The sequence below is a fragment of the Myxosarcina sp. GI1 genome, assembly GCF_000756305.1.
Taxonomy (GTDB): Bacteria; Cyanobacteriota; Cyanobacteriia; order Cyanobacteriales; family Xenococcaceae; genus Myxosarcina.
In genome coordinates this window covers 1-25,209 of the sequence record NZ_JRFE01000037.1, presented here as the reverse complement: position 1 = coordinate 25,209, position 25,209 = coordinate 1, and the positions used below count along the sequence as shown (strand labels likewise).

The following is a 25,209-nucleotide window of genomic DNA, read 5'->3' as shown; positions in this document are numbered from 1 at the left end:
AAAGCCATCAACGAATATACCTTTGAATGGCTGACACACTTTCATGAAACTTACAGCGTCAAAGATTTTACTTCTGTTTTTGAAATGTTTATTCAGCCCAACCCTTAAAGCTTGCCGTCAGCCCGCCACACATAAATACGATTCTGCTCTGGATAATAACCTCTGGAGACTAACCAATCAAAATAATAAGTTTCGTGGGGTTTATTCATGATTTGGCGATCGCTATGAATATATTCATTACCAATAAAAACATAGGTTACGCCTTTATTTAAAATTTCCTCCTCATCTGGAGCATATTTATGACCTGCATCGATATCTTCTGGATCTTCAGTCTTTAAAGTTGCCCAAGAGGTTATTACCGTCTCTGGCTGGTATTTCTCAATTGCTGCGATCGCGTCAAGATTTTCTACTTCTGGTGGTGGATTAGTTGAAGGTTGATTGAGTATTTCATGGACTAACTTTACTGCTGGTATCTGCTCTGAGTAGTTATCTACTCCTACAATTCCCAAGTGATGATACAGATAGTTATTACCCGCACCGATTTCTATGGCTAACCTGAGATTAAAGTTGTCCTTGAACCATATAACTAGTTCGATGGTGGGTAGTTGATAGATAGCCCGACAGATGCACCATACTCTTAAATCGTCATTATTAAGGCTGTGATAGAACTCGGCAGGAAAAAGTTTGATAATTCCTTGTTCATCCATGAGAAGGCGATCGTACTTTTCTAAAAACTCTTGGATTTCAGGAGGAAAAATCATATTTGGCAAAGCTTTTTCATTACTTTAGAACAAATTCTGCACCCTTCTACTTTCTTTTGTTTTTGCGTAAAAAGCGTTTTGTCGCCATCCCATTTGGCTTATCTTTACCAAAATATTTCTCACTACGATAGCGCAACCAAATTCTTAACTGTTGTGGAATTTGCTCTTTTTGTTCTGGTGTCAAAGTCTCATAAAGTACCAATGCCTTTTCTCTTTCTCCTCGGCAAGCAGCATTATTATGGGCATCCCAATAACTCCGCGCTACCCTGATGCGCCTACATACTTCTTTGACTAATTCCTTGCCCTTTAGTTCTTTATTTTTCTTCTTTTTGGCAACCAAACGATCCTCTTTTTTAAAAATGCTGGAGCTTCGTCAATTTTAACGCGAGGTAGATAAATCTTGTCATTCCCTGTGAACGAGACTTATTACATTACTGCACCACCTCGCATTGCTTTTTAATTGCCTTTATAAGAAAGTTTTCGATATAAAATCCTATATCAATTGAACCATCTTCATAACCCCACCACGTTGAATTAATTATCTTTCCTCGACTATCTCTAGCAACAAATTCCCAATCGGCAGGAGGAATAAACTTCTGCTCTATCTGTAAGTCTTGGTATTGACAAACTGTATTTCTGTCAGACTTACTGATGATGCTGACGGGATAGGGGTAAATTCTTTTCTTTGCTCCAGCCTGACAATAGCTGTCATGTACCAACCACTTAACCAACTCCTCCTCTGTCTTTTTGTAGGTAACTGCATTGCAGTCTAGGCTTACGTCAATCATTGGTTGCAACGTGTCGTAAGCTTCTTGCGCGGCAACAATAGTTTCAAAGAGGATGGTTGTGGTGGTCATAGTAGGGCGATCGCTACTCAATTTTTATCTAAGAGTTTGATTAGCCCAAAGAATAAACTCCTCAAGAGAAAGAACCTGAATGTTTTTGTTAGCTGCTCCATCGGGTAAATAACGTTTTTCTTGTACTACTCTTTTTAACCAAGGAATCGTCCCTTTTTTCATCCCGCCACCAACTGCAATGATAATAATGTTAAGTTCGGGCATCGCTTCAATACAGTTGAGATATAGGTAGGGAAACTTCTCGTCAACTGACCCACTTGCTTGCTGCCACTTACATTCAATTCGATGATTGAGATTGTAACGTTCGGACTGAGCAAGAAACTCGGTATATCCTCGATGACCGTAGATAGTCGTATAGGGAACGTGCTTTAAAAGAATTTCAGAGCCATACTTATCTGGCTTTTTCTTCCAATCACTATATTTAACTATTTCAAAGCCTCTCGCTTCAAAGGTGGGAATAATGGTTTTTTCGAGAACTCTTCCCTGTTGATTGGCTGTGCCACCCTGCGTCGGAGATGGTTCGGTCATAACTGTTAAACTAAAAAGCTTCTTGGTCGTGCTTTACTATTTTTCCCTTTAATAATTAGTAACTATCACTTCGGGAATTTTGCCTCGCTTGTTTCCTTTAGAATTAATCGCTCTGGTCGCATAGACAAACTCAACTTTGTAATCTTTGTAGAGGTCGAGAATTAACGGAGCATTAGAATTAGAAACCATAAATCGTACTCCTTTGTCATTGAGGCGATCGCAGAGGTCGCGCAGACTTAGCTGCATCTCCCCATCAAACCCTTTCTGACTGTATCCCGTAAAATTCGACGTAGCGTTCAATGGTGCATAGGGAGGATCGAAGTAGACAAAATCTCTATCGGTAACTAGCTTTTCAACTTTGAGAAACGAGCCAGTAATTATCTCTGCTTTTTGAAGTGCTTGGCTACAGGCTCTTAAGTTAGTCGCGTCAACAATTTTAGGATTTTTATAACTTCCCATAGGAGTGTTAAATTCACCTTTGGAGTTGACGCGATACAGTCCGTTAAAACAGGTCTTATTAAGATAAATTAGTCTGCTGGCTCGTCGAACATCTGACCAAAACTTGTATTCTTCAGTGCGATCGACATCTCGAATCTGGTAGTAGTAGTCTTTCTCGTAAATGTGTTGTTTGAGATCGGTAATTAATTCATCAGTTTTATACTTAATTACCCGATAAACGTTAGTTAGCTCCTCGTTGATGTCAATTAACGTAGACTGCTCTGGTTGCAGATGAAAGAATAATGCTCCACCGCCAATGAACGCTTCAAAGTATCGCTCGAAATTGTCTGGTAATCGCGAGGTCAATTCTGGCAGCAGTTGAGTTTTACCTCCAACCCATTTAACAAAAGGTTTTGCTTGAGTATATTTATCTATTTCTCTGATTTTCAACTGATGCGATCGCATTCCTTAATAATGACTGCCGAGGATTATAGATAGTTTACTTTGCTAATTGAGAGCAGCATCAACCGAACAATTGTAACACCCTGGTTTTTGGGTTGAGAAGCGATCGCCAACATTTAATATACTTAGTTACTTTAAAAAAATTCAATAGTGAGATAAGCTGGCGATCATCGTCTCATACTTAAGAAGATCGCTTTGAGCGTAATGAAATCAAAGAATTTATTTGTAACTGAGAGTAGTTCATGTTAACCGATGGGCAGAAAGAAGTACGAGAGGTTATCAAGAGTTTCCTAAAAGAATATGAAAATCTTCAAAAGAGAGAAGCTGAACCTAAAGAGTTTTTAATTTTATATATAAGAGTTAGAGAAGCATTTTGTTCAAGTAGCTTATGAATAATGAAGGAGGACAAATTTCCATACTTGGGTTAAAGCTTCATAAAACGACCGCTTAAAGCGTTCATATTCTACATCTAGGATTTGCCATTAATTTATAAGTAATCTCGGAAGTACATCTATATCTAGTAAAAATTACTTTTATTTAACTATTGGCGATCGCTCATCTACGATACAATAAATCCCGATCCTCGCAATCGCCCAATGTCATGCCGATAGATTCGAGACTTTACCCCGACAACTGGAAAGAACTAGCTCTGACAGTGAAAGTAAGCCGAGACTGGTGTTGTGAATGTTGCGGTAAAAAATGCTACAAGCCAGGTGAAAGACCAGATAATCTAACTCGCTCTGAATGGACGGCAGATATCTTACAGGTACACCATCGCAACCATGACACTAGAGATAATCGAATAGAGAACCTACAGTCTGTCTGCGCGGCTTGTCATCTAAGTTTGCATCGGAGTAGATATAGTTCGGTTAGTGAAGGGCAGCTATCTTTGTGGTAGGTTAAGAATATTTATGAACGGTGAGAACGAGAATAACTTTTTACGTCGATAAAGTTCCAGGTCAACCACTGAAGGGACGAGGTTGGATCGATATATCAAATATAGAAGTAGCTAAACGTCTCGATATTCCCTTGATAGGAGAACATACATATTCCAGAATCTACATTAAAGTTAGCCAGGAAGATGCTGAGTACGAATCTCTAAAATCTGATGATTACTTTTACGTCAGCGAAACTCGCGGTTTTTGGGTATCTAAAAATCAAGACGGTTCTCTGAAAGTAGCCATTAATTGCAATCGAGGCAAAGCAGGAGGCAAAAARTTTACTGTAGTCGAWYCMAGAGAAACAGTTAAAYTSATAGTYCAAAAAACTYTAACYGTAMAGGCTGTYTGTGCTTGGGTGARAACTTGGGCGAGTGAAGGYWCAGAAATTATTACYCCWGGWGGAAAAACYATTTCGCTTGYGGGAGAYAATYTRAGTCARAAATCRGAATATGTTTATTTCATYYACAGYSAMGAGAGYASRGCRRTMAARATAGGACGTGCCAARAATGTAGAAAAGAGACTTAAATCCTTGCAAACTGCCCATCCCTATGAACTGAAAGTAATYARRACAATCAMAGTTAAAGAAGGAAAAGCTGCTAAAGAATTAGAAAATAGTTTGCATTATAAGTTTAACCATCTCAGGTTGTCAGGTGAATGGTTCAAAGCCGAACCAGAACTATTGGACTTTGAGTAAAGAGCGATCGCCTACATCTTTGTTATATTTCTCATTAATACATCGAGCATTAAACATTGGATATCGAACAGCTTCGCACCAAATATCTCAGGTTGGTAAATGAAGAACTTCCAGCACAAGCCAAGCAGCGTGAATTTCCCGTAAGTTTGAATCACTGTTTTGCCAGAATTATTCTCGATAATTTATTCAATTGCTGTTGGTATGAGGTAATAGACCGCAAACAGGGTGCGGCTTACAAACAACTATCATCAGAACAGTTAGAAAAAGCTATAGAGATTGCCGAAGATATAATCGACAAACCCGATAGCTATGTTCGGCAATTAAATCAGAATAGTTTACGTTGGCGGAATAAGCTTTGAAGAGTAGAGCGCAATCGCCTTGTTGAGTTCGGTTTCAGTTCGTGCGGTAACGGCTATTCTCACTCGAAAAACCTTGAGGATACCTGGCTTTTAGTTTCTCCAGATTCATACTCGCAATCGTTTCGAGGTCTAAATCGAGTTCGTGAGCCAATACTGCAAGATACCAGAGAACGTCCCCTAGTTCCAAAGCAATTTTGTCGCGATCTAGTTCGTGACCATGCGCTAAATGCTTTTTCAGGTAGTCGATCGCCTCTCCAGTCTCACCAGCTAGACCCATACACCAGATAGCGATCGCTTTATCTTTTGAGTTTGGCTTACTGGAAGTGAGCAATGCCTTTTGCTGATAATCTTTAAAATCCATGTTTTTGACCTGTCGTACAACTTGTTAGATCTTGCACCAAAAAAACAATCTCTTAAAAGTTGCTCCTATTTATTAGCCTTCCGCCACTCCCAAGGTGCTTGATGGTTGCCATTCCAAACACCTAACTTTTCTTCTCTAGCTAACCGTTCGGCGATCGCGTAATCATTTCCCGTCGGACAATTAGCCGAATACTTTTCGTAGTGCCAAGCATAGCCATCTCTGACCATCTGAAGGTTGAGATTAATTGCCGAACTGCGTCTATCGTGGGCGTAAACCTCTGCAACAGTCCTGCCGTATCTGTCCTGTTCTATGGGTACGAGTAGCAGTTTGCCATTACTCCGTTCTACGAGCGATCGCAAGTGGTCACGAGATTCAATGCCTAATTTTTGCTTTTTCTCAGGCGCATCGATGCCACAAAATCTAATCTTTAATTCTTCGTTTCCCCGAACAACTCTCAAAGTATCGCCATCATAGATACTTCCTGGCTTGAGTTGCCATTCCTCGAACTTTTGCCCATCTTCTACGGTTGTAGGTTCTGATGTTTTATCTAACTGTGAATAAGCGGCAAGTCCCAAACCGATAAAGAGAGCGATCGCATTGGCAAATGTTTTAAACTTCATTATCGAGAGCTACAGAAGGCAACGATCTTACTGTTCCCCAATTAAGACATTAATCATTCCTTTCTAATCCAGCGATTGCCTTTGAATTTCCAATCTTTTAATCTCTCTACTACATTTGGTATAGCATGACCATCACGACGATAACGATAGATGAAGATGCTGCTGAGATTTATCAGACTGCTCAATTCGTCATCGCTCAACCCTTCTCTTTCATCTGCTGGTGGTTCTGGTTCTGGTTCTAGCTCTGGTTCAGCTTTAACAGCAACGGTATTAACACCCGATAACTTAGCCTCTACTTCTTTGAGTCTTGTATCTAAATCTCTAACCTGCTCTTTTAACTCTGTGTCCGTTTCCTCAACATCGGATAAAGATGATTCTAACTGTCCGATACCAAGCTCGATTAATTTGAGGATGGTGGGTGTTACTTCAGGTTTGCCACTGCGATGATGAGTCTTGGCATGAATGCGATGATGAGTCTTGGCATGAAAATGATGAGTTGCGATCGCACTAATACGGTCGTAAAGTTCGTTGGGAATGCGAATATCAACTCTCGTAACTTTATCCGTTTGTCGGCTAGTCATATCGGATAGTATCGGATACATCGGATAAGCTCGATAGTATCATTAGATGAAACCAAACCAACAAACAGGCAAAGACGAAGAAGTGAGACAATAAAATTAAACTAAAAAGGGAAGCTTCCCGACGACCAATCTGAAAGCCTCCCCAATGGTTAAAACCTAAATTCAGTATAACAATGAGCAACATCCAAATCGAAACCGACCTCAAGGAAATTCTACGGGAATTGAAAGAGGGACAAAAGGCAATTCTCAACAAAGTTGAGGAAACTAACAACAAAGTAGAAGATATCGACAAAAGGTTAGTCAGGGTAGAGACTAAGCTCGATGGCACAGTAGAAGATATCAAAGAAATTAAAGGCTCACAGAAGGCTCAAATCTGGACTCTAATCGGAGTTTTGATTACTGCTGTTGGTGGTTTTGTTGTGGCGGTAGGTCGCTCCGTCCTCACATTCAATCCTTAATTTTTCTCTAGTACGAGTAGGTTATTTTTTTAAAGCCTACTTGTATAACAAAACCCCCTATATTGTTATACTTTTTCCAATACTTCTGTATTAATGACTATTAAGAACAAAGTTACTAATGCTTCGAGCGATCGCGAGTTGATTTTAATTTGGTTGGGTGGGAAATCGGAAACGACCCAGATAAGTTATCGCTCGACGGTAGAAAAGTTCATTGAGTTTATTGATAAACCGTTGGCTGAGGTGAAGTTAGATGATTTACAGCTATGGGAACGCGGATTGAAGGCTCGATTTAAGCTTACCACTGTAGCGAACAAAGTTTTAGTAATTAAGTCGCTATTTAGTTTTGCGGTCAAGACGGGCTATTTAACTTTGAATGTAGGCAGCTTCATTAAGCCACCGAAGGCTAAAGACGATTTGGCGGAGAAGATTTTAGATGTATCCGATGTGCAGGGATTGATTAAGTATGGGGTCAAGAACGAACGCGATCGCTTAATATTACTTCTCATGTACGGCTGTGGCTTGAGGGTGTCAGAAGTTGTGGGGCTAACTTGGAATGATTTTAAAAAGCATGGTGGCGGAGGAAAAGTAACGGTATTTGGGAAGGGTTCTAAAACTAGAGTAATAATTATTCCTGATTGGCTGTGGGCGAGAGTTAAGGAGTTTGAAAAATACCATCGCGTCAACCAGTACGTATTTATTAGTCGCCACCATAATAAAATGAATCGCGTTGTGGTGCATACAATGATAAAAAGAGCCTGTAAACGTGCGGGTATAGATGAGAGGGCATCCGCGCACTGGTTGCGGCACTCTCACGCCAGCCATAGTTTAGAAGCTGGTTGTAATTTAAGACTGTTACAGCAGAGTTTGGGTCATGCCAGCGTAACTACTACCGAGAGGTATTTGCATATATCGCCTGATGCGGGTAGTAGTCAGTTTATTGATTTTTAGTAGATATGAAAAAAAAGATACAAGATTTAAAGAAAATTGAAAAATTCCTAGAGGGAAAAGGATTAAAGTTAATCAAAATTGATAATGAAGCCTGGCATATCGATCTACTCAAAGGAGATTTAAAATATGGTACTGGATTATTAGAATTCAGTAGTATATATGGTTGGCGTTCATATCATACTGAATATCCTCAATTCCAAACCTACATTAATCAAGCTTTGGATAACGATCAAAAATTGTATGGTGAAGATCATCCTTATATATCATCGTTATAACGCTCTAGTTTTAGAGTCTTTAGTATGCCATGACTATTGAGACAATATGTTTCTATCCCATAAAAGCTAATTTTAGAAAGCTCTGACTGATTAGCATTAGCCCAATCAACTACTTCCCAGCCAATCCAAACGAAATGTATTACAAACTTTTGGTAGTAATAAGTCAGTATAGCTGTAGGATGATGTTCATTTTCCGATAATCCGCAGTAGGTTTGATAGTACCTCCAATTGCTATTCTTCTTAAGCGAACCTCTAATATATTTATTTTTAGTCTTAACACAGGCAGAATTAACAACCGAACCTTCAAGATCGTTGAGTCCAACTGCTATTGCTACGTGGCAATAACTATCATCTGGTTCGCGATCGTACCAATACCCTAATATCAAAGACCTAACGTTAGGAAATAAAGACGTTTTTTTATTAATTGTGCGTAAAAGTTTTGTCAATACACTCTCTGATGTCGGAATTTTAGGTATATATTTAGTGATTTTAGTGCTGTTAAGAGAAGGCTCAAGAAGCTCAATATAATACCTTTCTTTTTCGTCAAGTTTCTCTGCGACAAAGTAATTAAAGTAAATATAAAATCGTCTGTTTTTGTTATCCCTTCTAATAAGTTGTTTGTGACGATGATGACCGATCCATCTAGACTTAATATCTTTACTCTTTCCTACATATAAAACAAAGTCTGTTTCATCAGCAACTATATATATTCCCGAATAATCTGGTAATAGCTCCTTATTTCTTAGCAAAACTTTGTTCCAAGTTTTCCACTCATTTCTATTCATCAATTAGTACGGTGCAAACTCCTTGCTTTAGTTTTTAAGATGGCGATCGCTAATTGTTAGCCATCTTTACTCAATTTATGTTCGCAATAACCACAAATTCCTTCATTTTCAATAGCTTGGTACATTTCAGACCAAGATATTCCTCCTCCGCAAATAGAACAACTTTCTATTACATAATTTTTCAAGACTTTATTTTCAAAAACATATTTTTGTTTTGATGACAGACTATTTACTCCTCGATCTATTACCTGCTTAGTTATTCCCAGAGCTGAACCTTCAAGATGACCATTATCTACTAACAGTTCCAAAAGTTCATTTATCTCATTTTCTTCTAAATAACGTTTTACTTGTCCCATACTTTTTAACTTTCTTATCGAAGATTGCCATTTAAAGTATTCCCATCTGCGTCTGTCTGTTTCGCAATCTAACTATAAACAAAGAATACGATCGCCCTACTTGCCACCTCTAATATTCGCTCGTCACCTCAACTTAGTTTTCTTCAACTAGATGTAATAACTCACGTACTGACTCTTCTTGCTCGATCTCAACCTCGGTCAATTGCTCGACAGTGCGATCGCGCCGATTCTTCATACCCAATATCTGAGAGGTACTACCCCTACCCATCCGATAGGCAATCCTCGTTACTTCTCGCTGCTGTTCTAGAGTTTCTAGTTGAGATGTCAGTAGTTCATGTTTGCGGTTGGCAGCTTCATAGTCTAAGAGCAGGTTCAGCACTTCATCTTCTAGCTTTAACTTCTCCGCTTCCTGCTGTCTCTCTAGTTCGGCTTTAGCTGCTAATAAATCTGCGGTTCTGATTTCCAGATTGGCGATCGCTAGATTATCTCGCTGCATACCACCACCACCAAAGAGATTTTGAATGATGTCTACAGGATTGGTAGTGATATAGTTAGTCCACTTCTTTTTAGAGGTGTAGTCGATGCGATCTTCTGTAACTGCCAGCCGTCGCTCGATTGCGGTAATTCGATCGCTCGTCTGCTGGAGTTTATTCGAGTTAGCGATCGCTCGTTCGGTAAGTTGCTCTACGCATTGCTCATTGCTGTTGAGACAGAGAATTTCTTTGTTCTCGACGGCGTTTTCTTTCGGCTTCTCTATCGGATTCGACCATAAGGGTGACTTCGGCTGTGAGGCTGCCATCGGGGGATTGACCGAGCCAATTAACACGGCGTACAGTACCAGCATAGGGAGATTTGACAACTGAAAGGGTAGCGATCGCATTCTCAATCTCATTTAGTTTCTCCTGTAGCTGTGTAACCTGAAATTCTCTATCTGTCAGTCTTTGCTCGTATTCTGCTAATTGCCTTTGATAGTTGAGCCTTGCTTGGTTCATTTCTTCGACGCGACGGGCTGAATTAATTGAAGCTTGGTATTCTTGGTATTTTCTGCTGTCTTTTGCCGTCTGCATCTTACCCATCGCTAGCTGATAGTCTCTGACTGCTGCGGTGTGTTCTTGTTTTAGCTGTTTGAGTTTGGCTTGTTCGTGTTCGAGGATAATCGGGTCGAGGTTTTTGACTCCCGAAAGGTAATTAATTTCCTGCTGTTTGAGTTCTAGTTCCGATTCAATTGACGCGATCGCTGACTTGGTTTTTTCTACTGCTGCCTCATGCTCTAGATAACTTACTGGCGGTAAAGCCATTACTGTTGGTACTGCTTGAGGTGCTGCTGGTGGAGTGATAGAAGCTGCTTTGAGTCGGTCGAGGGATAACTGAAGCTGTTTCTGTTGAGCAGTCAGTCTGGTTCTTTCTCGTTCGCGATCGGCAATAATTTCACCTTTGGCTATCTGTTCCCCTTCACTAACTTTGAGGTCGTCTGGCTCGGTGACATTGACGGTGATGTTTAAGCGTTTGGGTGAAGTAGTTTCTGTCTGGGTAACTTGAGCGATTGCTGTTGCCCAACTTGGTAGGGGATAAATGTTAGTAGAGATTATGGTGAATGCGATCGCTGCTGTTATCAGCCCATAGACAACTAACTTGCTAACCCTCTTCATTAAACAAAAACCTCAACTGCGGAACTTTTATAGTTCTATTGTTCCCAGGCAGCTAAGGTTTTTAAGCAAGGTTAGTTTATGTTTAGTGCGTTCTGAGTTTGGGACGGGCGGTCGCTTAATATCTATAAACTCAAATGTGGCAAACTGTTATTGTCTTGTTTAATTTCAGTTGGCTTATTGGTAAATTTTTTAATTTCGTTGTCCCAATCAATAGATAGTGAAGAAAAATTATTTGTTTCTTCTCGATCGAGAATGGCATCCATAACGCTGAGAAACATACTAACTAGCTCATTTTTAGATAGTTCTAGATATTTGTAATGAACATTAGGTTCTTCGGGCCAATGTGGAAGACGAGGATCTCCTAGACCTAGCTTCTCAGCACACTGTATAAGATCGTAGTAGTCGGTATACCAAATATCAACTGTATCCATATCAGGAAACAAACGAGCATCAGTACCTAATTTCCCCACAAAATTAATAAGATCTTCTTTTAATAGGCTTGGGTAGTCAGATTTTTCCATTGCCTCTCCTAAAGCTTCCCCCAATCTTTCAGCTTGACGAAAAGTTATTTTTCCATCCCTGTTAAAAAAGTCAAAAAGCTTATTAGGCTTATCATCAAAAAATGTAGATTTAGGCTTGGCATCATGCTCTGCTCTTGCTTTTTTATTGAATGGATTTTTAATCGCTTGGTCGAACAAGTTTAAAAACATATTTATTTGTACTCTTTTTTAAGGGTAAAACTAATACTTCAAACTTATTCTCATTACATAAATGTGACTGTGATCTTCAAGGCAGATAATGAATTGATAATTTTCTATGGCGAGACAATTCTTACTTCCACCGTCCCCACTGCATACTGCTCTTTCAAAAGCGCGATCGCCCGTTCCAACGAACAATAATCAAACTCAATCGTGCTACCAGTCAAGGAGGTTGTAGCCATCTGGTCAGGCTCAATGGGTATCTTGACATCTTCGGGAAAATCGATCGCCAATTCTCCATTCAGGTATATCTCAGCACCAGGATAAGCTTGCTGTAGTTCTAGCAATGGTTCTACAGCATCTTCATCGTTGAAAGTAATATTCTTAATCTCAGTTCTAGCAGCTTCCCCGACATCAGTAGTAACTTTGCTAGTAATTATTTGTTCGCCTGTTTTATAGACTCCCTTACCGTCAGTAACTACAAACTCACTGCCTTCCGTACCGAGTATTAAATATTTACCATCGGCGTTGGTGCGATCGCTCGACCAGAAGCCTTTAATCTCAGCATAGACTTTGTTGGTGCTGGCATTCTCGTTATATACCCTGACGATGCCATCTCTCAAACCAAGATTCTGAGAGACTTTCTGAGTTATCCCCCCACCGTTAGCGAGATAGATTCCCAAACTTAGGAGGGCGATCGCGATACCTAATACCCATAATTCGCCAGCACCACCAGTCTTTAGTCTCCGTCGCGGATTACTAACGCTAATTGCCCAAGCGGGTTCTGGGTAAAAAAGCTGCACTCCCTGTTTAGTAAAGGTATCGGAGAAACAGGCGATGAGATGACCCAATGGTAGAGCGATAAGTGCAAAGGTTTGTTCTAGCAAAAAGTGACCCCCCAGTAAACTAATAAGAGCGATCGCTGCGGTGGCTAACAGTGAATGAGTAATACTTCTATGGGGAAACCTGTCTTCGATCCAAGAGCTAATCGGAAAGAAGATTTTACCAATGGTTGATGTAGTGGTGTCGATGTCTGGAAGCTGCGAACCGATAATGGCTAGTCCCAAAGGTAAAGGTTCGGCAGTTCCTAAGATTAATGAAGTTCCTGCTGCTGCGATCGCTGCATGGGTAATCGACATCATAGGCTGTAAAGAGTAAAGTTTATTTATACCAGTTTGGCTTTTGGTAAAGCGATCGGCAGTTATTTGACACACAGGTTATAAATATTTGGATATTCAAGCACTACTAATTTATAAATCATAGACAATGACTGAAACCCCCTCAGAAATTGTACTTATACCATCTATAAGTCAACCATTCCAAATCGAAACTTCTATTGCTGCATTTAGCCAACCTCTTGCTAACCTCTTAGCACATATAGATCTTCCAACCGAAAACATTCTTTCTCCCATTGAAGAAAGACGAAAAGTTATTTATTCCTTGAAAAGCACTTTAGAAATTCTTCCTATAGAAGACAGGCAAAAAGCAGAATATTTATCCAAATTTACTGTAGCAATAACTGTTGGTTTATTTGATGGTGCCTTAAATTTTTTATGGGATGAAACAATAAATGCTTTAAATAGATTGGTAGCAAATTTTGATTTACAGTATTTTTATAATGTAGCCAGTACTATATCTTCAAAATACAAAAATCTTACATCAAAAGAAGATTTAGAAGCAATTTCTCATCATGACTTACTAGAAATATGTCGAAGAATTGGCTTGATTAACGATATTAACTTTACGAGGCTAGAATACGTAAATTATCTTAGAAATCATGCAAGCGCAGCCCATCCAAATCAAAATGATATTTCTGGAATAGAGATGCTTGGATTGTTAGAAAATTGTCTCAAATATGCTATCACTACTAAACCCGATCACTCTGCCATCAAATTAAAGCAACTACTAGAAAATATTCGAGTAAATGAAATACCAAGCGAGGATTTTAATATAATTGGTCAAACTTTTTCAAAACACCCGTAAGAAAGAATCAATGATTTTTTGCTTTCTATCTTTGGGGTATATTGTGACTCTAAACAGGAACAAAAGGTCAGGAATAATATAGAAAATTTAATTATTTATGTATGGGAGTGTTCATCAGAGGATGTTAAATATCGAATCGGTGCTAAGTTTGGAGCCTATAGAAATCATGGTGACACTTATAGAAAAAATGCTGCCCAAAAAATATTAGAGTTAGTTAATGGACTTCAATATAAAGATGAAGATAGTCTTGCATCAGAGCTTATTGAGAAGTTACAAGATTTAAGAACTGTGCATTTTGAGTACAATAATTTTTACAATGAATATTCTCATGCCAAATCGATCGCGAGTTCAATTCCCAATAGCGGCATACCAAAATCAGCAAGAAAGCTATTTGTAAAAATAATTTCTATTTGTTATGCAGGAAATGGAAAAGGTTATAAAGAAGGTATTGATGAAAATGCTTTACCTTACTACGAGAGTTTTATTAACAAGTTTACTATTGAAAAAATAAAAGAATATTTAAAATTATTTGAAGATCATGAATTTGTGTCGGATTTAGAGAGAGAGAAAGCAGACAGACGTATGCGAAATTTGGCAAAAATCCTCAAAAATAAAACTACGGATATACACATTAACAAATCATTAGACATAATTATTAGTTTTCCAAGGAAACTTTTAACAAAAATAAGTACTGATTCAAAATATAAAAATGCAATACAGTTTGTTTAACTAATAGTTAATTAAAGTATCAAAAGTATTTATTTATTGAACTCGAACCTTCACTGCCCTAACCTCTTTCTTGCTCCACGTACACTTCCCAACTGTTTTAACGCCATTCCCGTCACCAAACAAACACCACCAGTAATATACAATCCCTTATTACCAGTTCCCATACCCACAAACCGCACGATACCAAAAGCCATTAGAGCAGCAATAATTATGGGCATAATCACCACATACTGAGTGTGTTCGGGTTTATCTTGTTTGAGTCCGAGAGCCTCATTCTTAATAATCTTCCTCGCCAGCATCGGATTCCTACCAGCTAAAGGTTGGAGTTCTGCCAACCGAGATTTACTAATTTGTAGACCCTGTTTCTGGGCTTCTGCTGTCATCACCTCTCTAATATGGCGATCGCTCGGTAGTTCCAACTCAATCTCTAACATATCGAGGAAGATGTCTTTGCCAGGATTGGCGACGGCAAAACAAACGACCCTTACTCCTGCACTAATCATGTCCTCAAGCCAATAACGAATACTGGTAGTTAACCGTTTAGCTTCGGGGAATACAAGTAAAGTATCTTCACCACTGTTAACTAAAATCTCTTCTTTGAGAGCATCGACGGTCATGGCTTTATCGTTTTCATCTTCAGTGGGGCAATCTAACTGCATGGCGATCGCGATAAAGAACTTCTTGAGACTACCTTTATAGGTGGCGATCGCTGATTGATATTCATTACTCATCTCCTCATGCAGAGCTAGGGCAAAGTCACCTTTACCCGTTCCCGTTTCACCGAGGATGATTATCGAATTACCAGCAGCGATCGCCTTACATACCTTGTTGAAGGTATCGTCATTTCTGTAGCTTACCCTTGCGTCTGTACTTTTTGAGTGCGGTGTTGGGCTAGAAGCTGAGTCGCGATGTCTGCTGGACGAAACTTTGGGTTAGCCACCTCACGGGCGATGTTTATCTTCTCTTGTAGGTCGGGGGATAAGTCATCAAAGTTCATCTGACTGGCAAGCTGAATTTTAACCAGGTCATTCATTGCCATACCACGAGCGGCTAATTCTTCTGCTTCTCTGAAAATGTCCGAATTAATTTTGTCTGTTGGTTCTTCCCGATTAATGTAGATATCTTCTTCTATTTCATTATTATTAGAAATTAATTTGTTACTATCATCAACCTTTACTAGTGAGCTATTATCAAAACCGTTACGCTTTCCTGTCTCATTAACGTGATTTCTTAAGGCTCTAATTTCGTCTGCTTGTTCTTCAAAGAGATACGCTTTTCCCTCAGAATCTTTCTCTGGAGTGATGTCTAGATAGTTTAAGTCTTTGTAGTAGGCATCTTTTTTAATACCTAGTTCTTCCATTAGCTCGTCGGGACGGATGATGTTAGTAGGTGCAGAATTCTGTGTCATAGTATCGAATTTATTTCAAAAAACTTTTTTTACTATGTACATAATATGTATGAGACAAATAAATTTTTATGATTCACGTCACAGTTTTCGCTACCGAAACCCAGAATAGCCCCAAAACACCTCGATTATTTCTCTGGTTCTACAAACTGTCGGCAATGCGATCGCTTTCCTCGGACGAAAATAGCAGCAGAATTTTTAGAGACCGACAGCGTCAATTAAACACAGAACGGTAGGAAACCCTTTATTTAACAGCCTTTAACATTGATTCCGTCAAAACATTTCTCAGTCAATCTTCAGTATTTCAACAAGCATTGCTTTACTCATTTGTTTACTTACGAATTTAAGCATTTACTGCCATATTTACTTACTCAAATAAACAATGCCGTCATCTTTTAAATAATGATTTAAGCAATGATATAAATAAGTAATGCAATAATGCAGTAAGTTATGCAGTAGTTACGTAAATACTGTTTATGGGAGTCATATCGCTAGTCAATCAAAAAGGCGGAGTGTCCAAGTCCACTACCTCTGTCCATTTAGCTTACTGGCTAATTGCTAAAAAGAAACAAAAGACATTGTTAATTGATGCCGACAGTCAACGGTCGAGTTCGCTATGGGTCGAAGGAATGGAAGAAGTAACAATTCCAGTCAAGGTGATTGGTACTCCCGATGACTTACTGGAGCAGATACCAGAACTAGCAGCAGATTATGACTATGTAGTTGTCGATGGTCCCGCTAGTTTATCCGAAGCTACCAGAGCGATTCTATTTAGGTCGGACTTAGCCTTTATTCCCGTACAGCCTACAGGAGTTGATTTGCGTTCGGCTTCCGATGCTATGAGACTCGTCAAACAGGCTCAGTCAGTTAGAGGAGGACTGCCCAAAGCCGTGATGTTTCTCAGTCGGGCAGTCAAAGGAACGAAATTAAAAGATGAAGCGATCGCGCTACTGGCTAAGAATCCAGGGGCAACTTTACTCGATACGGTAATTCATCAAAAACAGGCGATCGCTGACACTTCAGGACAGTCGGCAACAGTTTGGGAGTTACCTGGACGACCTGCCAGTGAATCGGCTTCCGAATACGAAAAATTATTTACTGAAATGCTGAAACAACTACCATGACCAAAAAACCAAGAAAGTCACTCGATGATTCTCTAGCCAACGAGTTTGTCTATGGTGGAGATAAACCCCAAACGGGAGCAGCACCGACACCCGATATCGAACCAGAGGAAGCAACCGTTATTGAGTCTGAAGCAACTCCTACAGCACCAATTGAAGAACAGCCAGTTACAGAGAAACCGAAGAAGGAATCTAGTCTAATGCAAAAACTACAGGTTGAAGCTAAAGAAGGAACTAAACGTTTTACTATCGATTTGAGAGAGTCAGTACACCGCAAGCTGTCTATTTTGGCTGCCAAGACTGGTAGAAGTAAAGCCGATATCGTCAGAATGCTACTTGATGATGCTCTTGAAGATATTAATGAGTAATTAAACAACACAGTAAATAATGCAGTAAGTAATGCAGTAAATATTTAAGAGACTAACAAAGACATGATAAATGAATTTGATTTAGAAGACGAGCTGGAATATCCAGAAGAACTGTATCCTGTTGTAGAGCTATCAGATAGTATCTTGGAACTTACAGAAAAACTAGAACTAATCAGAGGAAAACTGGATAATTTTGAGCAAAGATACCTAGAAGCTGACGAGGAAATGCGGGAATGTGAAGGTTATGAAATTCCTAGTTCAACAAAACTTGAGCGTTGGCAAGCTGCAATTGAAGAGATGAGCGATCGCATCGAGTTTTTAGGCGATCCGCTTTAACCAATATTGGAGAATTAAAAATGGAATTTCAAGACATCAGTTCGATTGAAAAGTATCACGCCCACGTCTATTTCGATGAATCGACCGTCGAGCCAGCCAAAGCTTTATGTGAGGAAGCTGGTAAGAGATTTGGGGTAACGGTTGGTCGGATGCACCATAGACCTATTGGTCCTCATCCCTGCTGGAGTTGTCAGTTAGCCTTCGACCGCAACCAACATACCGATTTACTAACTTGGCTGGCATTAAATAGAAACGGTCTGACAATTTTAATTCATCCTCTATCTGGTAACGATCTTCTAGACCACACYGCTTATGCGTCTTGGATGGGAGAACCACAGGCTTTAAAGCTGGATGTGTTTAAATAGTAAACGACAAATTCTGACAAGTGCGATTGGGCTTTGCCACTACTAGAGGCGATCGCCATAAATCTTGATAAACTAACTTCAGGGTCAAATAGAACTATTGTTCCATGTCATCACTTGCCGCTACCACACCTCTATCATTATTGACTGGAGTAATTGAGAGAATTACCTTTCACTCGGAAGAATCTGGTTATACCGTAGCGCGGTTGAACACTGGCAATGTAAACAAGCTAATTACTATTGTCGGCAGCTTTGCCAACCTTCAGGCAGGACAGACACTACAGCTACAGGGAACATGGAAGGAACACCCGAACTATGGTTCGCAGTTTGAAGTAGTTTATTACAAGGAAACCAAACCAGCTACATTAACGGGAATTGAGAAGTATTTAGGTAGCGGTTTGATAAAAGGGGTCGGAAAAGTCACCGCCAAGAGGATAGTCAAACATTTTGGTCTGGAAACTTTAGACATCATCGAGAACAAAATTCACCGCCTGTCGGAAGTTCCAGGTATCGCTAAGAAACGCATCGCCATGATTCAGAGTACCTGGGAGGAGCAGAAATCGATTAAAGATGTGATGGTGTTTCTCTCCAGTCATGGTGTCTCTACTACCTATGCCGTCAAAATCTATAAGCAGTATGGCGATAGTGCGATCGCTACAGTAACTACTAATCCTTATCAGTTAGCGATCGATATCTTCGGCATTGGGTTTTTAACAGCCGACAAGATTGCGGTCAAAGTAGGAGTATCCCCTTACTCTAAGTTCCGCTATCGGGCAGGAGTTCTCCATGTTCTGAGTAAAGCTAGTGAAGACGGACACTGTTATCTACCAGAAAGTGAGCTTATTCCCTTCACCAAGGAGTTACTGACCACAAACGAACATCAGGCAGATGAAACAGCGATCGCTGGCATTCTCTCAGAGATGGTCACAGAACAACTTATTAAGGAACTGGATGAAGAAATCCTTTACTACAAACCTAGTTTTTATCATTCCGAGCAGCATCTAGCCAAATTGTTAAAGCAGAAGCTAGAAACCAAACCTAAAGTTGATAGCGATCGCGTTAGAAACTGGATTGACCGATTTACCACAGCTAAAAAAATCGTTTTATCCTCCCAACAGTACCAAGCAGTAGAAACGGCAGCGAGAGAAAGAGTGCTGATTCTGACTGGAGGACCAGGCACTGGTAAAACCTTTTCAGTCAATACCATTGTCAAGCTTTGGAAAGCGATGGGCAAGAAGCTTATGGCAGGTGCGCCCACTGGTAGGGCAGCTAAAAGACTAACAGAGGTCACGGGAATTGAAGCTAAAACCCTACATCGTTTGCTTGAGTTCGACCCTTCCAAGATGGGTTTCAAACGCGATGCCGATAATCCCTTAGACTGTGATGCCCTAGTAGTCGATGAATGCAGCATGGTCGATCTGTTTATGGCTCATTCCATACTAAAAGCCTTGCCCAAAGATGCTCTACTACTTATGGTCGGAGATATTGACCAACTACCCTCAGTAGGACCAGGAAATGTCCTCAGAGATTTAATCACCTCCCAACAAATACCCGTCGTGCGTCTAACTCAGGTATTCAGACAGGCTGCCGAGAGTGCGATCGTTCGTACCGCTCACCAAATCAATAATGGTCGGATTCCCAAATTAGAACCAGTCAGCATGAAAGCCACCTCAGACTGTCTCTGGCATTCGGGAGGCACAGAAGCAGAACATGGCGTACAGACTATTTGTGACCTGATCGAACATTACATACCCAAAGCTGGTTTTAATGCTGCCACCGATGTTCAGGTGCTTTGTCCGATGACTAGAGGCGTAGTTGGTACTCGCAATCTTAACGGTGTATTGCAACAACTAATCAATCCTGCTGCCGAATATAAAGAAGAATTAGTTAGAGGCGATAGTATTCTACGGACAGGCGATCGCGTCATGCAACTGAAAAACGACTACAACAAAGAGGTGTTTAACGGTGACTTGGGCATAGTCAGGGCAATTGATAAAACCGAGAAGGAAGTCACCATCGATTTTGATGGCAGAGACGCAACCTATGACTATGCCGACTTGAATGAAATTACTCTAGCTTGGGCAACCAGTATTCATAAATCTCAAGGAAGCGAATATCCCTTAGTTATTCTGCCTCTGTATACTCAACACTACGTTATGCTCTCCCGTAACCTGTTTTACACTGGTTTAACTAGAGCTAAAAAGCTAGCGTTGATTATTGGTTCGGAGAAGGCGATCGCCATAGCAGTGAAGCAGGTCAAGCAGCAGCAGAGGTATACAAAATTGAAAGAGAGATTACAATATTGACTCCAAAACTAAGTGTTTGTTTAAACTAACAATAATGTAATTCATTAAATACTAAGGGTTGCAGTATGAACAATTACCAGGCTCGGCAAATTTTTTGCCTTGGGGATACATTTTAGTTTCTTGAAATTGGCATTTTTGACATTGATATACTTCAGCTAAGGTTAAGTTAGTGGGAGTATGACACCAACAACATATCAAACCTTGTTTTCGTTCGATGAGAGCGAATCCTGGGCAAGAACATTGAGGGCATAATTGACCAATTTTTTGAATCAAATTCAAGGTAGCTTGGGCAATTACCTGCATACGAGTGGGATTGAACATTGCTCGCATATCAGTTTCCAGGTAAACTGTATCTTGGGATTTTTTTTGTAGAAGATAATTGACTATTTGAATTAAAGTTTCTGTTTGATTTATTCYTTTAAAAATTTCTTCTTGCTTCTGGGTATAGGGGTCAGACATGACTACTAAACCATGCTCGGGAAAGCCCACTTCTTGAGCAAATACCAAGGCTTCTGCGCTACTTTTTATATATCGATGATTATAATTACTTTTGATTGATAGTTCTTCTCCTACTATTTCTAGATTATTAGCACGATCTAATAATAAAATTAATTCCCGATCGCAGCCGATAAAAGGAAAGCTGGGATGGGGATAAAATGCCCCTTCACTAGCTATAGCTAGAGTCTCTCCTGTCAGTTTTAAAACTGCTTCTGCTTTATGTCGTGCTGCTTCTAATTGATTACCTGCTCTGGGAATATCCCTAGTAAATGTCCCAAAGCGATCGCTATTAAAATTAGCTGGTACTATTACTTTAACTCCAAATTCTCGTGCAAAAAGTGGAGCAATTACTTGTTCTTTTTGATGCTTGGTTGCCAAGACGGCAGTGCGATTAATCAACCAAGAATGTTGGCTCATTGTCTATGTTATCGTATGTGTCTTTAATCGTTGCCATACCCCAAAAAAAAGCGATCGCATTGCAGTACGATCGCTCGATATTTATGGAGCAAAAACTTTTTAGCGATACTAAATAAAAGATTTGTAGTATTTTAGTATTAAGTGTTAAATGATTAACTGTATTTTTGTTATAGGCTTTAGTCTATACAATATTATYTGCCATAGTYATTATTCTATATACAAATTTTGCAGATCACAACTATTGGTATATTGGCAGTTTTTATAACGGTGATTAAGGGGTTCAACCGAGATATATACTTTTACTACTGGTCCAAAGAAGCAGCTACAGAAGGAGGAAAAGTGATTCCTGGTACGAAGACAGACGAATTTATTCAAGCAACCGAGATACCAGTATATGTTCCCTTGAGCGGACGAACAATGGAGTTTGACCGCTTTGGGAAGTGCATTACTGGTTGTTGAGATTTCTCTCAATTGCAAGCTTACTTTTAGGGATTACTACTATCTGGATTTTCTATTGCCTTTATTTTTCAAAACCTTCAAGAGCTCATCGTTGTAAAATCATCAAGAGTAATTTCAGTAGCGCGTACTTCCACTAGAGATGCTAGCATTTCCTCAGTATCGGCTACGCTAATTGTAGTATTTCCTTCGTTAGTACCAATTTCAATATGCTCGAATTCTAAACCATCAGCTAGCACTAATGAGTCTATACCATCTTGAAAATCAAAAATAGTATCTACTCCTTCTCCCTCTCTCAGCACGAATCTGTCTTTTCCAGTACCGCCAAACAGACCGTCATTACCTTCACCACCGTCTAGTAGGTCATTACCCGCATCACCATCTAGCAAACTATCATTTCCATTGCCACCTCGTAGTACATCATCTCCAGAGCGACCGAGCAGAATATCGTTTCCTCCCTGACCATTAATTACATCATCAGAATTTTTTAAACCACTAGTTATATTGTCTAGCTCATTGAGGAAAGTCACCGTATTCGGACGGAATACTCTGCTAGGATTTTGAGCAGCATTGACGACATCGAAACTATCTCTGATTTCCTTTTGCCCGTTAAAGAGAATGTTACCAAGACCAGAAGGTAGGTTATCTAACTGTTCGAGGTTGAAGTCTGAGAGGATAAGTGTCGTATTTTCTACACCGTCAAAGGTTAGTTCCAGATTAGTTTTGTTTTGTGTAAGCAATAAATTTTTAACAGTTAGCCCTTTACCAGAAAACTGAATGGTATCTATTTCGTCGATAACTCTCTGCGGTGGATTTGTTCCTCTACCGACACCACCAAAATCGGTTATGGTGTCGGTGCCATCGCCTAAGTTGATGATAAAAGTATCTCGACCACCGTCACCAATAAGGTTGTCATCACCAACTAAACCGTTAATTGTATCGTTGCTAAAAGTACCGCCAAGAGTACCATTATTAAAAATTTCGTCAGCGTTCTCAGTCGGAAACCCAAACACGACATAGCTTTCTCCCGCATCACTACTATTATTGGGGTCGGCGAAAAGTGCGCCGATAATAATATCCTCAATACCATCGCCATTAACATCTCCCGCGTTACTTACAGAACCACCTGAAGAGTCGCCAGCATCGATGCCGTTAATTTTCAAGCCGTTACTGCCGTCTAATGCTGATAAATCTAAACTTGACTCAAAACCTTTTGTGCTGCCAAACACGACATAGCTTTCTCCCGCATCACTACTATTATTGGGGTCGGCAAAGGGTGCGCCAATAATAATATCCTCAATACCATCGCCGTTAATATCTTTTGCGTCGCTGACAGAGCTACCTAAAAAATCACCAGCATTAAAAGAACTATCTGAAAACCTATTAGCATCGATGCCGTCAATTTTAAAGCCATTACTGCCGTCTAATGCCGATAAATCTAAACTCGACTCAAAACCTTTTGTGCTGCCAAACACGACATAGCTTTCTCCTGCATCGTCAGCAGCTCGAAACGCGCCAATAATAATATCGTCAATACTATCACCATTAATATCTCCCGCACCGCTTACAGAGTGACCAGAATAATCATTACCATCAATGCCGTTAATTTTAAAGCCGTTACTGCCGTCTAATGCTGATAAATCTAAACTCGACTCAAAATCATTGGTGCTGCCAAAAACTACATAGCTTTCTCCAACATTGTAGTTTTTGGCTCTAGGATCTCCAATAATTATGTCATCAATGCCATCACCGTTGATATCTCCTGCTTCGCTTACAGAAAATCCAGAATCTTGAAAGTCACCAATGCCGTTAATTGCAAAGCCATTACTGCCATCTAATGTCGATAAGTCAAAACTAGAACCAAATTTGCTAGTGCTGCCGAACACTACGTAGCTCACTCCACGACCGTAATAGCTTATCCCTGAAGGATCGCCATCAGGGGCTCCAATAATGATGTCGTCAAGACCGTCGCCGTTAACATCCCCCGCATTACTTACAGAAGTACCTAAATATTCCTCGGTAACATCATTATTAATTACAAAGCCGTTGCTACCGTCGAGTGCTGATATGTCTAAACTCGACTCAAAATCATTGGTGCTGCCAAAGATTACATAACTTTCTCCGCCATAATTAGCATTGGGTGCGCCAATAATGATGTCATCAATACCATCGTCGTTGACATCTCCTGCACCGCTAACAGAGCTACCAAATAAGCTGCGTGAAGCAATTGTTTGACCAAGTATGCCACGAAAAGAATTGCTTCCGTTAATTACAAATCCATTACTGCCGTCTAGTGCCGACAAATTCAATTTAGAATTAAACCCATTTTCTCTGCCAAAGATTACATAGCTTTTTCCAGCAGGGAAGCTATTAGGGGCGGCATTATATGCTATTGGTGCGCCAATAATAATGTCATCAAAACCATCGCCGTTAATATCTCCTGCACTGCTAACCGAGCTACCCGACAAGTCGCTATCCTCATTGCCGTTGATTACAAAACCGTTGCTGCCATCTAGATCTGAAAGATTGAAAGATGCTCCCTTCATAAATTCCTCCCGATTGCCTTCATTTGGAAATTGACAGTTACTACACTGAATCTACAAGTAAACTGCTTTTATATATACCAAAAAAAGCGGTTATTTATTAATAGATCTAATTAGATTTGTTAAGACATATCAAGCAGGTGTAGCGTAAGCGACACATAAGTCTAAAACTAATAATATTCAGCCCTGCTTTTTGGCTTATCATTCTCAACTCTTCCCAATCGCCTCAGACAACCACTTAGTCTTTAGTAACACAAACTTTCTACAAACCATAACACCCAGACTAAGTTATAGCCTGGGTGCGAATTTAATATATGCCAGCTTTTTATATGAGCAGCTAGCGGCATTTATAATAATAGTTTTTATCGATCTAATTTTATACTTGTGCTTTCTATCTGAAAAGTGATTTTCCTCGCTCAAAGACAAAATTCATCTTCTCTTGATGATTCGTTTACAGATAATTAGTTTTGCCGCTTAAACCTTGGCAATCGCGTTTGTTTCGGTCAACTTAAAGCTCGATACGTACCAAGCTTTACTCTTTCCCATTCCGTTCCCAAATAACTATCCCTTCCCAACACATTGCCAATCGCTTGACGTATTTTAGTTACTTGATTTTTCGACCAGCTTGATTGCTGTTTTTTGGTATAGAGATAGTCGATAATGTCCTGGGATGTAAACACATCAAGTTTATGCTCTGCTAAAAAACCTTTTACCGTCTTCAGCAAAGTTACTTTCAACTTACTCGACGGTGGTAAATTGTAGAGCTTTTTACGCTGTGTACTTTTAACTGCTTTTGATTTAGTTGATGAAGTTTTGTCTCGTTTTGGTTCGACTTGGTTAATCTCAGAGATTACCTTGCCATTAGAATCTACATCGTCGTTAGGAGAAGTAGAATTGGTTACTTCGCTTTCATC

34 protein-coding genes and 1 pseudogene are annotated in these 25,209 nt (G+C 39.8%); 16 read left to right on the top strand and 19 right to left on the bottom strand.

All coding sequences use genetic code 11. The annotated features are described in order from the left end of the window. Nucleotides 1–6 precede the first annotated feature (6 nt). Entirely contained in the window at nucleotides 7–108 is a 102-nt protein-coding gene (locus KV40_RS37450) for a YvbH-like oligomerization domain-containing protein (RefSeq protein WP_371260832.1), read from the top strand. Here KV40_RS37450 and KV40_RS25105 read toward each other — a convergent pair. The 5 genes from KV40_RS25105 to KV40_RS25085 form a co-directional block, all read right to left on the bottom strand. After that, on the bottom strand, nucleotides 105–761 hold the full coding sequence (locus KV40_RS25105) for a hypothetical protein (RefSeq protein ID WP_036487128.1): 657 nt from the start codon (nucleotides 759–761) through the stop codon (nucleotides 105–107). The genes KV40_RS37450 and KV40_RS25105 overlap by 4 nt on opposite strands. A 46-nt stretch (nucleotides 762–807) precedes the next feature. Then, nucleotides 808–1,101, bottom strand: a complete 294-nt coding sequence (locus KV40_RS25100) for a hypothetical protein (RefSeq protein ID WP_036487127.1) — start codon at nucleotides 1,099–1,101, stop codon at nucleotides 808–810. 91 nt (nucleotides 1,102–1,192) lie between these two features. Beyond that, complete coding sequence (locus KV40_RS25095; protein WP_036487126.1) at nucleotides 1,193–1,618, bottom strand: hypothetical protein; 426 nt, start codon at nucleotides 1,616–1,618, stop codon at nucleotides 1,193–1,195. A gap of 24 nt (nucleotides 1,619–1,642) precedes the next feature. Next, nucleotides 1,643–2,146, bottom strand: a complete 504-nt coding sequence (locus tag KV40_RS25090) for a PD-(D/E)XK nuclease superfamily protein (RefSeq protein WP_036487125.1) — start codon at nucleotides 2,144–2,146, stop codon at nucleotides 1,643–1,645. Between the two features lie 48 nt (nucleotides 2,147–2,194). Continuing rightward, nucleotides 2,195–3,049 (bottom strand): DNA adenine methylase, encoded by an 855-nt coding sequence (locus KV40_RS25085; protein WP_036487122.1) that lies wholly within the window; start codon nucleotides 3,047–3,049, stop codon nucleotides 2,195–2,197. Nucleotides 3,050–3,647: 598 nt separating this feature from the next. Here KV40_RS25085 and KV40_RS33715 point away from each other — a divergent pair. Genes KV40_RS33715 through KV40_RS25075 form a run of 3 tightly spaced genes read left to right on the top strand, consistent with a single transcriptional unit; the run spans nucleotide 3,648 to nucleotide 5,040 of the window. Beyond that, nucleotides 3,648–3,944, top strand: a complete 297-nt coding sequence (locus KV40_RS33715) for an HNH endonuclease signature motif containing protein (protein ID WP_072013900.1) — start codon at nucleotides 3,648–3,650, stop codon at nucleotides 3,942–3,944. Nucleotides 3,945–3,964: 20 nt separating this feature from the next. Continuing rightward, nucleotides 3,965–4,681 (top strand): GIY-YIG nuclease family protein, encoded by a 717-nt coding sequence (locus KV40_RS37445; protein WP_036487119.1) that lies wholly within the window; start codon nucleotides 3,965–3,967, stop codon nucleotides 4,679–4,681. 56 nt (nucleotides 4,682–4,737) lie between these two features. Then, nucleotides 4,738–5,040: a hypothetical protein gene (locus tag KV40_RS25075; RefSeq protein ID WP_036487116.1), complete on the top strand. Its 303-nt coding sequence runs from the start codon at nucleotides 4,738–4,740 to the stop codon at nucleotides 5,038–5,040. Between the two features lie 34 nt (nucleotides 5,041–5,074). Here KV40_RS25075 and KV40_RS25070 read toward each other — a convergent pair whose 3' ends face one another. The 3 genes from KV40_RS25070 to KV40_RS25060 form a co-directional block, all read right to left on the bottom strand. Beyond that, complete coding sequence (locus KV40_RS25070) at nucleotides 5,075–5,401, bottom strand: nucleoside triphosphate pyrophosphohydrolase family protein (protein WP_036487113.1); 327 nt, start codon at nucleotides 5,399–5,401, stop codon at nucleotides 5,075–5,077. A gap of 65 nt (nucleotides 5,402–5,466) precedes the next feature. Then, complete coding sequence (locus KV40_RS25065; protein ID WP_036487111.1) at nucleotides 5,467–6,021, bottom strand: thermonuclease family protein; 555 nt, start codon at nucleotides 6,019–6,021, stop codon at nucleotides 5,467–5,469. Between the two features lie 53 nt (nucleotides 6,022–6,074). Beyond that, nucleotides 6,075–6,602 (bottom strand): hypothetical protein, encoded by a 528-nt coding sequence (locus tag KV40_RS25060; RefSeq protein ID WP_036487109.1) that lies wholly within the window; start codon nucleotides 6,600–6,602, stop codon nucleotides 6,075–6,077. A 173-nt stretch (nucleotides 6,603–6,775) separates the two neighbouring features. Here KV40_RS25060 and KV40_RS25055 point away from each other — a divergent pair, with 173 nt between their 5' ends. From KV40_RS25055 to KV40_RS25045, 3 genes are all read left to right on the top strand, one after another. After that, on the top strand, nucleotides 6,776–7,060 hold the full coding sequence (locus tag KV40_RS25055) for a hemolysin XhlA family protein (RefSeq protein WP_036487107.1): 285 nt from the start codon (nucleotides 6,776–6,778) through the stop codon (nucleotides 7,058–7,060). A 93-nt stretch (nucleotides 7,061–7,153) separates the two neighbouring features. Further along, on the top strand, nucleotides 7,154–8,008 hold the full coding sequence (locus KV40_RS25050; protein WP_036487105.1) for a tyrosine-type recombinase/integrase: 855 nt from the start codon (nucleotides 7,154–7,156) through the stop codon (nucleotides 8,006–8,008). Nucleotides 8,009–8,013: 5 nt separating this feature from the next. Further along, nucleotides 8,014–8,283: a hypothetical protein gene (locus tag KV40_RS25045; protein WP_036487103.1), complete on the top strand. Its 270-nt coding sequence runs from the start codon at nucleotides 8,014–8,016 to the stop codon at nucleotides 8,281–8,283. On the opposite strand, the gene KV40_RS33710 is transcribed toward KV40_RS25045, so the two are convergent. The 6 genes from KV40_RS33710 to KV40_RS25020 all read right to left on the bottom strand — a co-directional run bounded on the left by KV40_RS33710 (nucleotide 8,265) and on the right by KV40_RS25020 (nucleotide 12,985). Then, nucleotides 8,265–9,068: a GIY-YIG nuclease family protein gene (locus KV40_RS33710; protein ID WP_072013899.1), complete on the bottom strand. Its 804-nt coding sequence runs from the start codon at nucleotides 9,066–9,068 to the stop codon at nucleotides 8,265–8,267. The genes KV40_RS25045 and KV40_RS33710 overlap by 19 nt on opposite strands. Nucleotides 9,069–9,124: 56 nt before the next feature. Next, nucleotides 9,125–9,424, bottom strand: coding sequence for a hypothetical protein (locus KV40_RS25035; protein ID WP_036487100.1), 300 nt, complete (start codon nucleotides 9,422–9,424; stop codon nucleotides 9,125–9,127). 133 nt (nucleotides 9,425–9,557) lie between these two features. Next, nucleotides 9,558–10,223, bottom strand: a complete 666-nt coding sequence (locus KV40_RS35265) for a TolC family protein (RefSeq protein WP_156114175.1) — start codon at nucleotides 10,221–10,223, stop codon at nucleotides 9,558–9,560. Next, a complete protein-coding gene (locus tag KV40_RS34340) occupies nucleotides 10,120–11,073 on the bottom strand; it encodes a hypothetical protein (RefSeq protein ID WP_052055944.1) in 954 nt (317 codons plus the stop codon). Before KV40_RS34340 ends, KV40_RS35265 begins: the two co-directional genes overlap by 104 nt. Nucleotides 11,074–11,195: 122 nt before the next feature. After that, nucleotides 11,196–11,783, bottom strand: a complete 588-nt coding sequence (locus KV40_RS25025; RefSeq protein ID WP_052055943.1) for a hypothetical protein — start codon at nucleotides 11,781–11,783, stop codon at nucleotides 11,196–11,198. Nucleotides 11,784–11,887: 104 nt separating this feature from the next. Further along, complete coding sequence (locus tag KV40_RS25020) at nucleotides 11,888–12,985, bottom strand: metal-dependent hydrolase (RefSeq protein WP_253274380.1); 1,098 nt, start codon at nucleotides 12,983–12,985, stop codon at nucleotides 11,888–11,890. A 52-nt stretch (nucleotides 12,986–13,037) separates the two neighbouring features. On the opposite strand from KV40_RS25020, the gene KV40_RS35260 reads away from it, so the two are divergent. Then, nucleotides 13,038–13,754 carry a hypothetical protein gene (locus tag KV40_RS35260; protein ID WP_156114174.1) on the top strand — a complete coding sequence of 239 codons (717 nt, stop codon included), beginning with the start codon at nucleotides 13,038–13,040 and terminating at the stop codon, nucleotides 13,752–13,754. Nucleotides 13,755–13,772: 18 nt separating this feature from the next. Further along, complete coding sequence (locus KV40_RS35255) at nucleotides 13,773–14,483, top strand: hypothetical protein (RefSeq protein ID WP_156114173.1); 711 nt, start codon at nucleotides 13,773–13,775, stop codon at nucleotides 14,481–14,483. A 50-nt stretch (nucleotides 14,484–14,533) separates the two neighbouring features. Here the strand turns inward: KV40_RS35255 and KV40_RS25010 are convergent. Both KV40_RS25010 and KV40_RS32600 read right to left on the bottom strand, forming a co-directional pair. Then, nucleotides 14,534–15,310: pseudogene (locus KV40_RS25010) on the bottom strand (hypothetical protein); the annotation flags it as partial. Nucleotides 15,311–15,336: 26 nt separating this feature from the next. Beyond that, complete coding sequence (locus KV40_RS32600) at nucleotides 15,337–15,891, bottom strand: hypothetical protein (protein ID WP_052055942.1); 555 nt, start codon at nucleotides 15,889–15,891, stop codon at nucleotides 15,337–15,339. 68 nt (nucleotides 15,892–15,959) lie between these two features. On the opposite strand from KV40_RS32600, the gene KV40_RS35250 reads away from it, so the two are divergent. The 6 genes from KV40_RS35250 (at nucleotide 15,960) to KV40_RS24980 (ending at nucleotide 20,381) form a co-directional block, all read left to right on the top strand. Beyond that, nucleotides 15,960–16,124, top strand: a complete 165-nt coding sequence (locus KV40_RS35250; protein ID WP_156114171.1) for a hypothetical protein — start codon at nucleotides 15,960–15,962, stop codon at nucleotides 16,122–16,124. Between the two features lie 240 nt (nucleotides 16,125–16,364). Next, nucleotides 16,365–17,012, top strand: a complete 648-nt coding sequence (locus KV40_RS25000) for an AAA family ATPase (RefSeq protein ID WP_036487093.1) — start codon at nucleotides 16,365–16,367, stop codon at nucleotides 17,010–17,012. Next, on the top strand, nucleotides 17,009–17,377 hold the full coding sequence (locus tag KV40_RS24995) for a hypothetical protein (protein WP_036487091.1): 369 nt from the start codon (nucleotides 17,009–17,011) through the stop codon (nucleotides 17,375–17,377). The genes KV40_RS25000 and KV40_RS24995 overlap by 4 nt, the downstream gene beginning before the upstream one ends. Nucleotides 17,378–17,440: 63 nt before the next feature. Then, entirely contained in the window at nucleotides 17,441–17,713 is a 273-nt protein-coding gene (locus KV40_RS24990) for a hypothetical protein (RefSeq protein WP_036487089.1), read from the top strand. A gap of 20 nt (nucleotides 17,714–17,733) precedes the next feature. After that, on the top strand, nucleotides 17,734–18,078 hold the full coding sequence (locus KV40_RS24985; protein WP_036487086.1) for a DOPA 4,5-dioxygenase family protein: 345 nt from the start codon (nucleotides 17,734–17,736) through the stop codon (nucleotides 18,076–18,078). 104 nt (nucleotides 18,079–18,182) lie between these two features. Continuing rightward, entirely contained in the window at nucleotides 18,183–20,381 is a 2,199-nt protein-coding gene (locus KV40_RS24980) for an ATP-dependent RecD-like DNA helicase (protein ID WP_036487074.1), read from the top strand. A 51-nt stretch (nucleotides 20,382–20,432) separates the two neighbouring features. On the opposite strand, the gene KV40_RS24975 is transcribed toward KV40_RS24980, so the two are convergent. Beyond that, nucleotides 20,433–21,296, bottom strand: a complete 864-nt coding sequence (locus tag KV40_RS24975) for a DUF6671 family protein (protein WP_036487072.1) — start codon at nucleotides 21,294–21,296, stop codon at nucleotides 20,433–20,435. Between the two features lie 225 nt (nucleotides 21,297–21,521). Between KV40_RS24975 and KV40_RS24970 the strand changes: the two genes are divergently transcribed. After that, nucleotides 21,522–21,755, top strand: coding sequence for a hypothetical protein (locus tag KV40_RS24970; RefSeq protein WP_156114170.1), 234 nt, complete (start codon nucleotides 21,522–21,524; stop codon nucleotides 21,753–21,755). 77 nt (nucleotides 21,756–21,832) lie between these two features. On the opposite strand, the gene KV40_RS37125 is transcribed toward KV40_RS24970, so the two are convergent. Continuing rightward, nucleotides 21,833–24,298 (bottom strand): FG-GAP repeat protein, encoded by a 2,466-nt coding sequence (locus KV40_RS37125; RefSeq protein ID WP_052055941.1) that lies wholly within the window; start codon nucleotides 24,296–24,298, stop codon nucleotides 21,833–21,835. A 500-nt stretch (nucleotides 24,299–24,798) separates the two neighbouring features. Beyond that, the coding region (locus tag KV40_RS24960) for a hypothetical protein (RefSeq protein WP_036487067.1) at nucleotides 24,799–25,209 on the bottom strand (411 nt) is incomplete at its 5' end.

Bases quoted from the DNA above. Each gene is read 5' to 3' on its own strand.
- KV40_RS37125 (WP_052055941.1), bottom strand. From the start codon at position 24,298: ATGAAGGGAGCATCTTTCAATCTTTCAGATCTAGATGGCAGCAACGGT.
- KV40_RS25090 (WP_036487125.1), bottom strand. From the start codon at position 2,146: ATGACCGAACCATCTCCGACGCAGGGTGGCACAGCCAATCAACAGGGA.
- KV40_RS25000 (WP_036487093.1), top strand. From the start codon at position 16,365: ATGGGAGTCATATCGCTAGTCAATCAAAAAGGCGGAGTGTCCAAGTCC.
- KV40_RS25065 (WP_036487111.1), bottom strand. From the start codon at position 6,021: ATGAAGTTTAAAACATTTGCCAATGCGATCGCTCTCTTTATCGGTTTG.
- KV40_RS33710 (WP_072013899.1), bottom strand. From the start codon at position 9,068: ATGAATAGAAATGAGTGGAAAACTTGGAACAAAGTTTTGCTAAGAAAT.
- KV40_RS33715 (WP_072013900.1), top strand. From the start codon at position 3,648: ATGCCGATAGATTCGAGACTTTACCCCGACAACTGGAAAGAACTAGCT.
- KV40_RS25035 (WP_036487100.1), bottom strand. From the start codon at position 9,424: ATGGGACAAGTAAAACGTTATTTAGAAGAAAATGAGATAAATGAACTT.
- KV40_RS25050 (WP_036487105.1), top strand. From the start codon at position 7,154: ATGACTATTAAGAACAAAGTTACTAATGCTTCGAGCGATCGCGAGTTG.
- KV40_RS35265 (WP_156114175.1), bottom strand. From the start codon at position 10,223: ATGGCAGCCTCACAGCCGAAGTCACCCTTATGGTCGAATCCGATAGAG.
- KV40_RS25070 (WP_036487113.1), bottom strand. From the start codon at position 5,401: ATGGATTTTAAAGATTATCAGCAAAAGGCATTGCTCACTTCCAGTAAG.
- KV40_RS25105 (WP_036487128.1), bottom strand. From the start codon at position 761: ATGATTTTTCCTCCTGAAATCCAAGAGTTTTTAGAAAAGTACGATCGC.
- KV40_RS32600 (WP_052055942.1), bottom strand. From the start codon at position 15,891: ATGACACAGAATTCTGCACCTACTAACATCATCCGTCCCGACGAGCTA.
- KV40_RS24995 (WP_036487091.1), top strand. From the start codon at position 17,009: ATGACCAAAAAACCAAGAAAGTCACTCGATGATTCTCTAGCCAACGAG.
- KV40_RS25060 (WP_036487109.1), bottom strand. From the start codon at position 6,602: ATGACTAGCCGACAAACGGATAAAGTTACGAGAGTTGATATTCGCATT.
- KV40_RS35260 (WP_156114174.1), top strand. From the start codon at position 13,038: ATGACTGAAACCCCCTCAGAAATTGTACTTATACCATCTATAAGTCAA.
- KV40_RS25045 (WP_036487103.1), top strand. From the start codon at position 8,014: ATGAAAAAAAAGATACAAGATTTAAAGAAAATTGAAAAATTCCTAGAG.
- KV40_RS24980 (WP_036487074.1), top strand. From the start codon at position 18,183: ATGTCATCACTTGCCGCTACCACACCTCTATCATTATTGACTGGAGTA.
- KV40_RS25055 (WP_036487107.1), top strand. From the start codon at position 6,776: ATGAGCAACATCCAAATCGAAACCGACCTCAAGGAAATTCTACGGGAA.
- KV40_RS25085 (WP_036487122.1), bottom strand. From the start codon at position 3,049: ATGCGATCGCATCAGTTGAAAATCAGAGAAATAGATAAATATACTCAA.
- KV40_RS34340 (WP_052055944.1), bottom strand. From the start codon at position 11,073: ATGAAGAGGGTTAGCAAGTTAGTTGTCTATGGGCTGATAACAGCAGCG.
- KV40_RS24990 (WP_036487089.1), top strand. From the start codon at position 17,441: ATGATAAATGAATTTGATTTAGAAGACGAGCTGGAATATCCAGAAGAA.
- KV40_RS35250 (WP_156114171.1), top strand. From the start codon at position 15,960: ATGATTCACGTCACAGTTTTCGCTACCGAAACCCAGAATAGCCCCAAA.
- KV40_RS25095 (WP_036487126.1), bottom strand. From the start codon at position 1,618: ATGACCACCACAACCATCCTCTTTGAAACTATTGTTGCCGCGCAAGAA.
- KV40_RS25025 (WP_052055943.1), bottom strand. From the start codon at position 11,783: ATGTTTTTAAACTTGTTCGACCAAGCGATTAAAAATCCATTCAATAAA.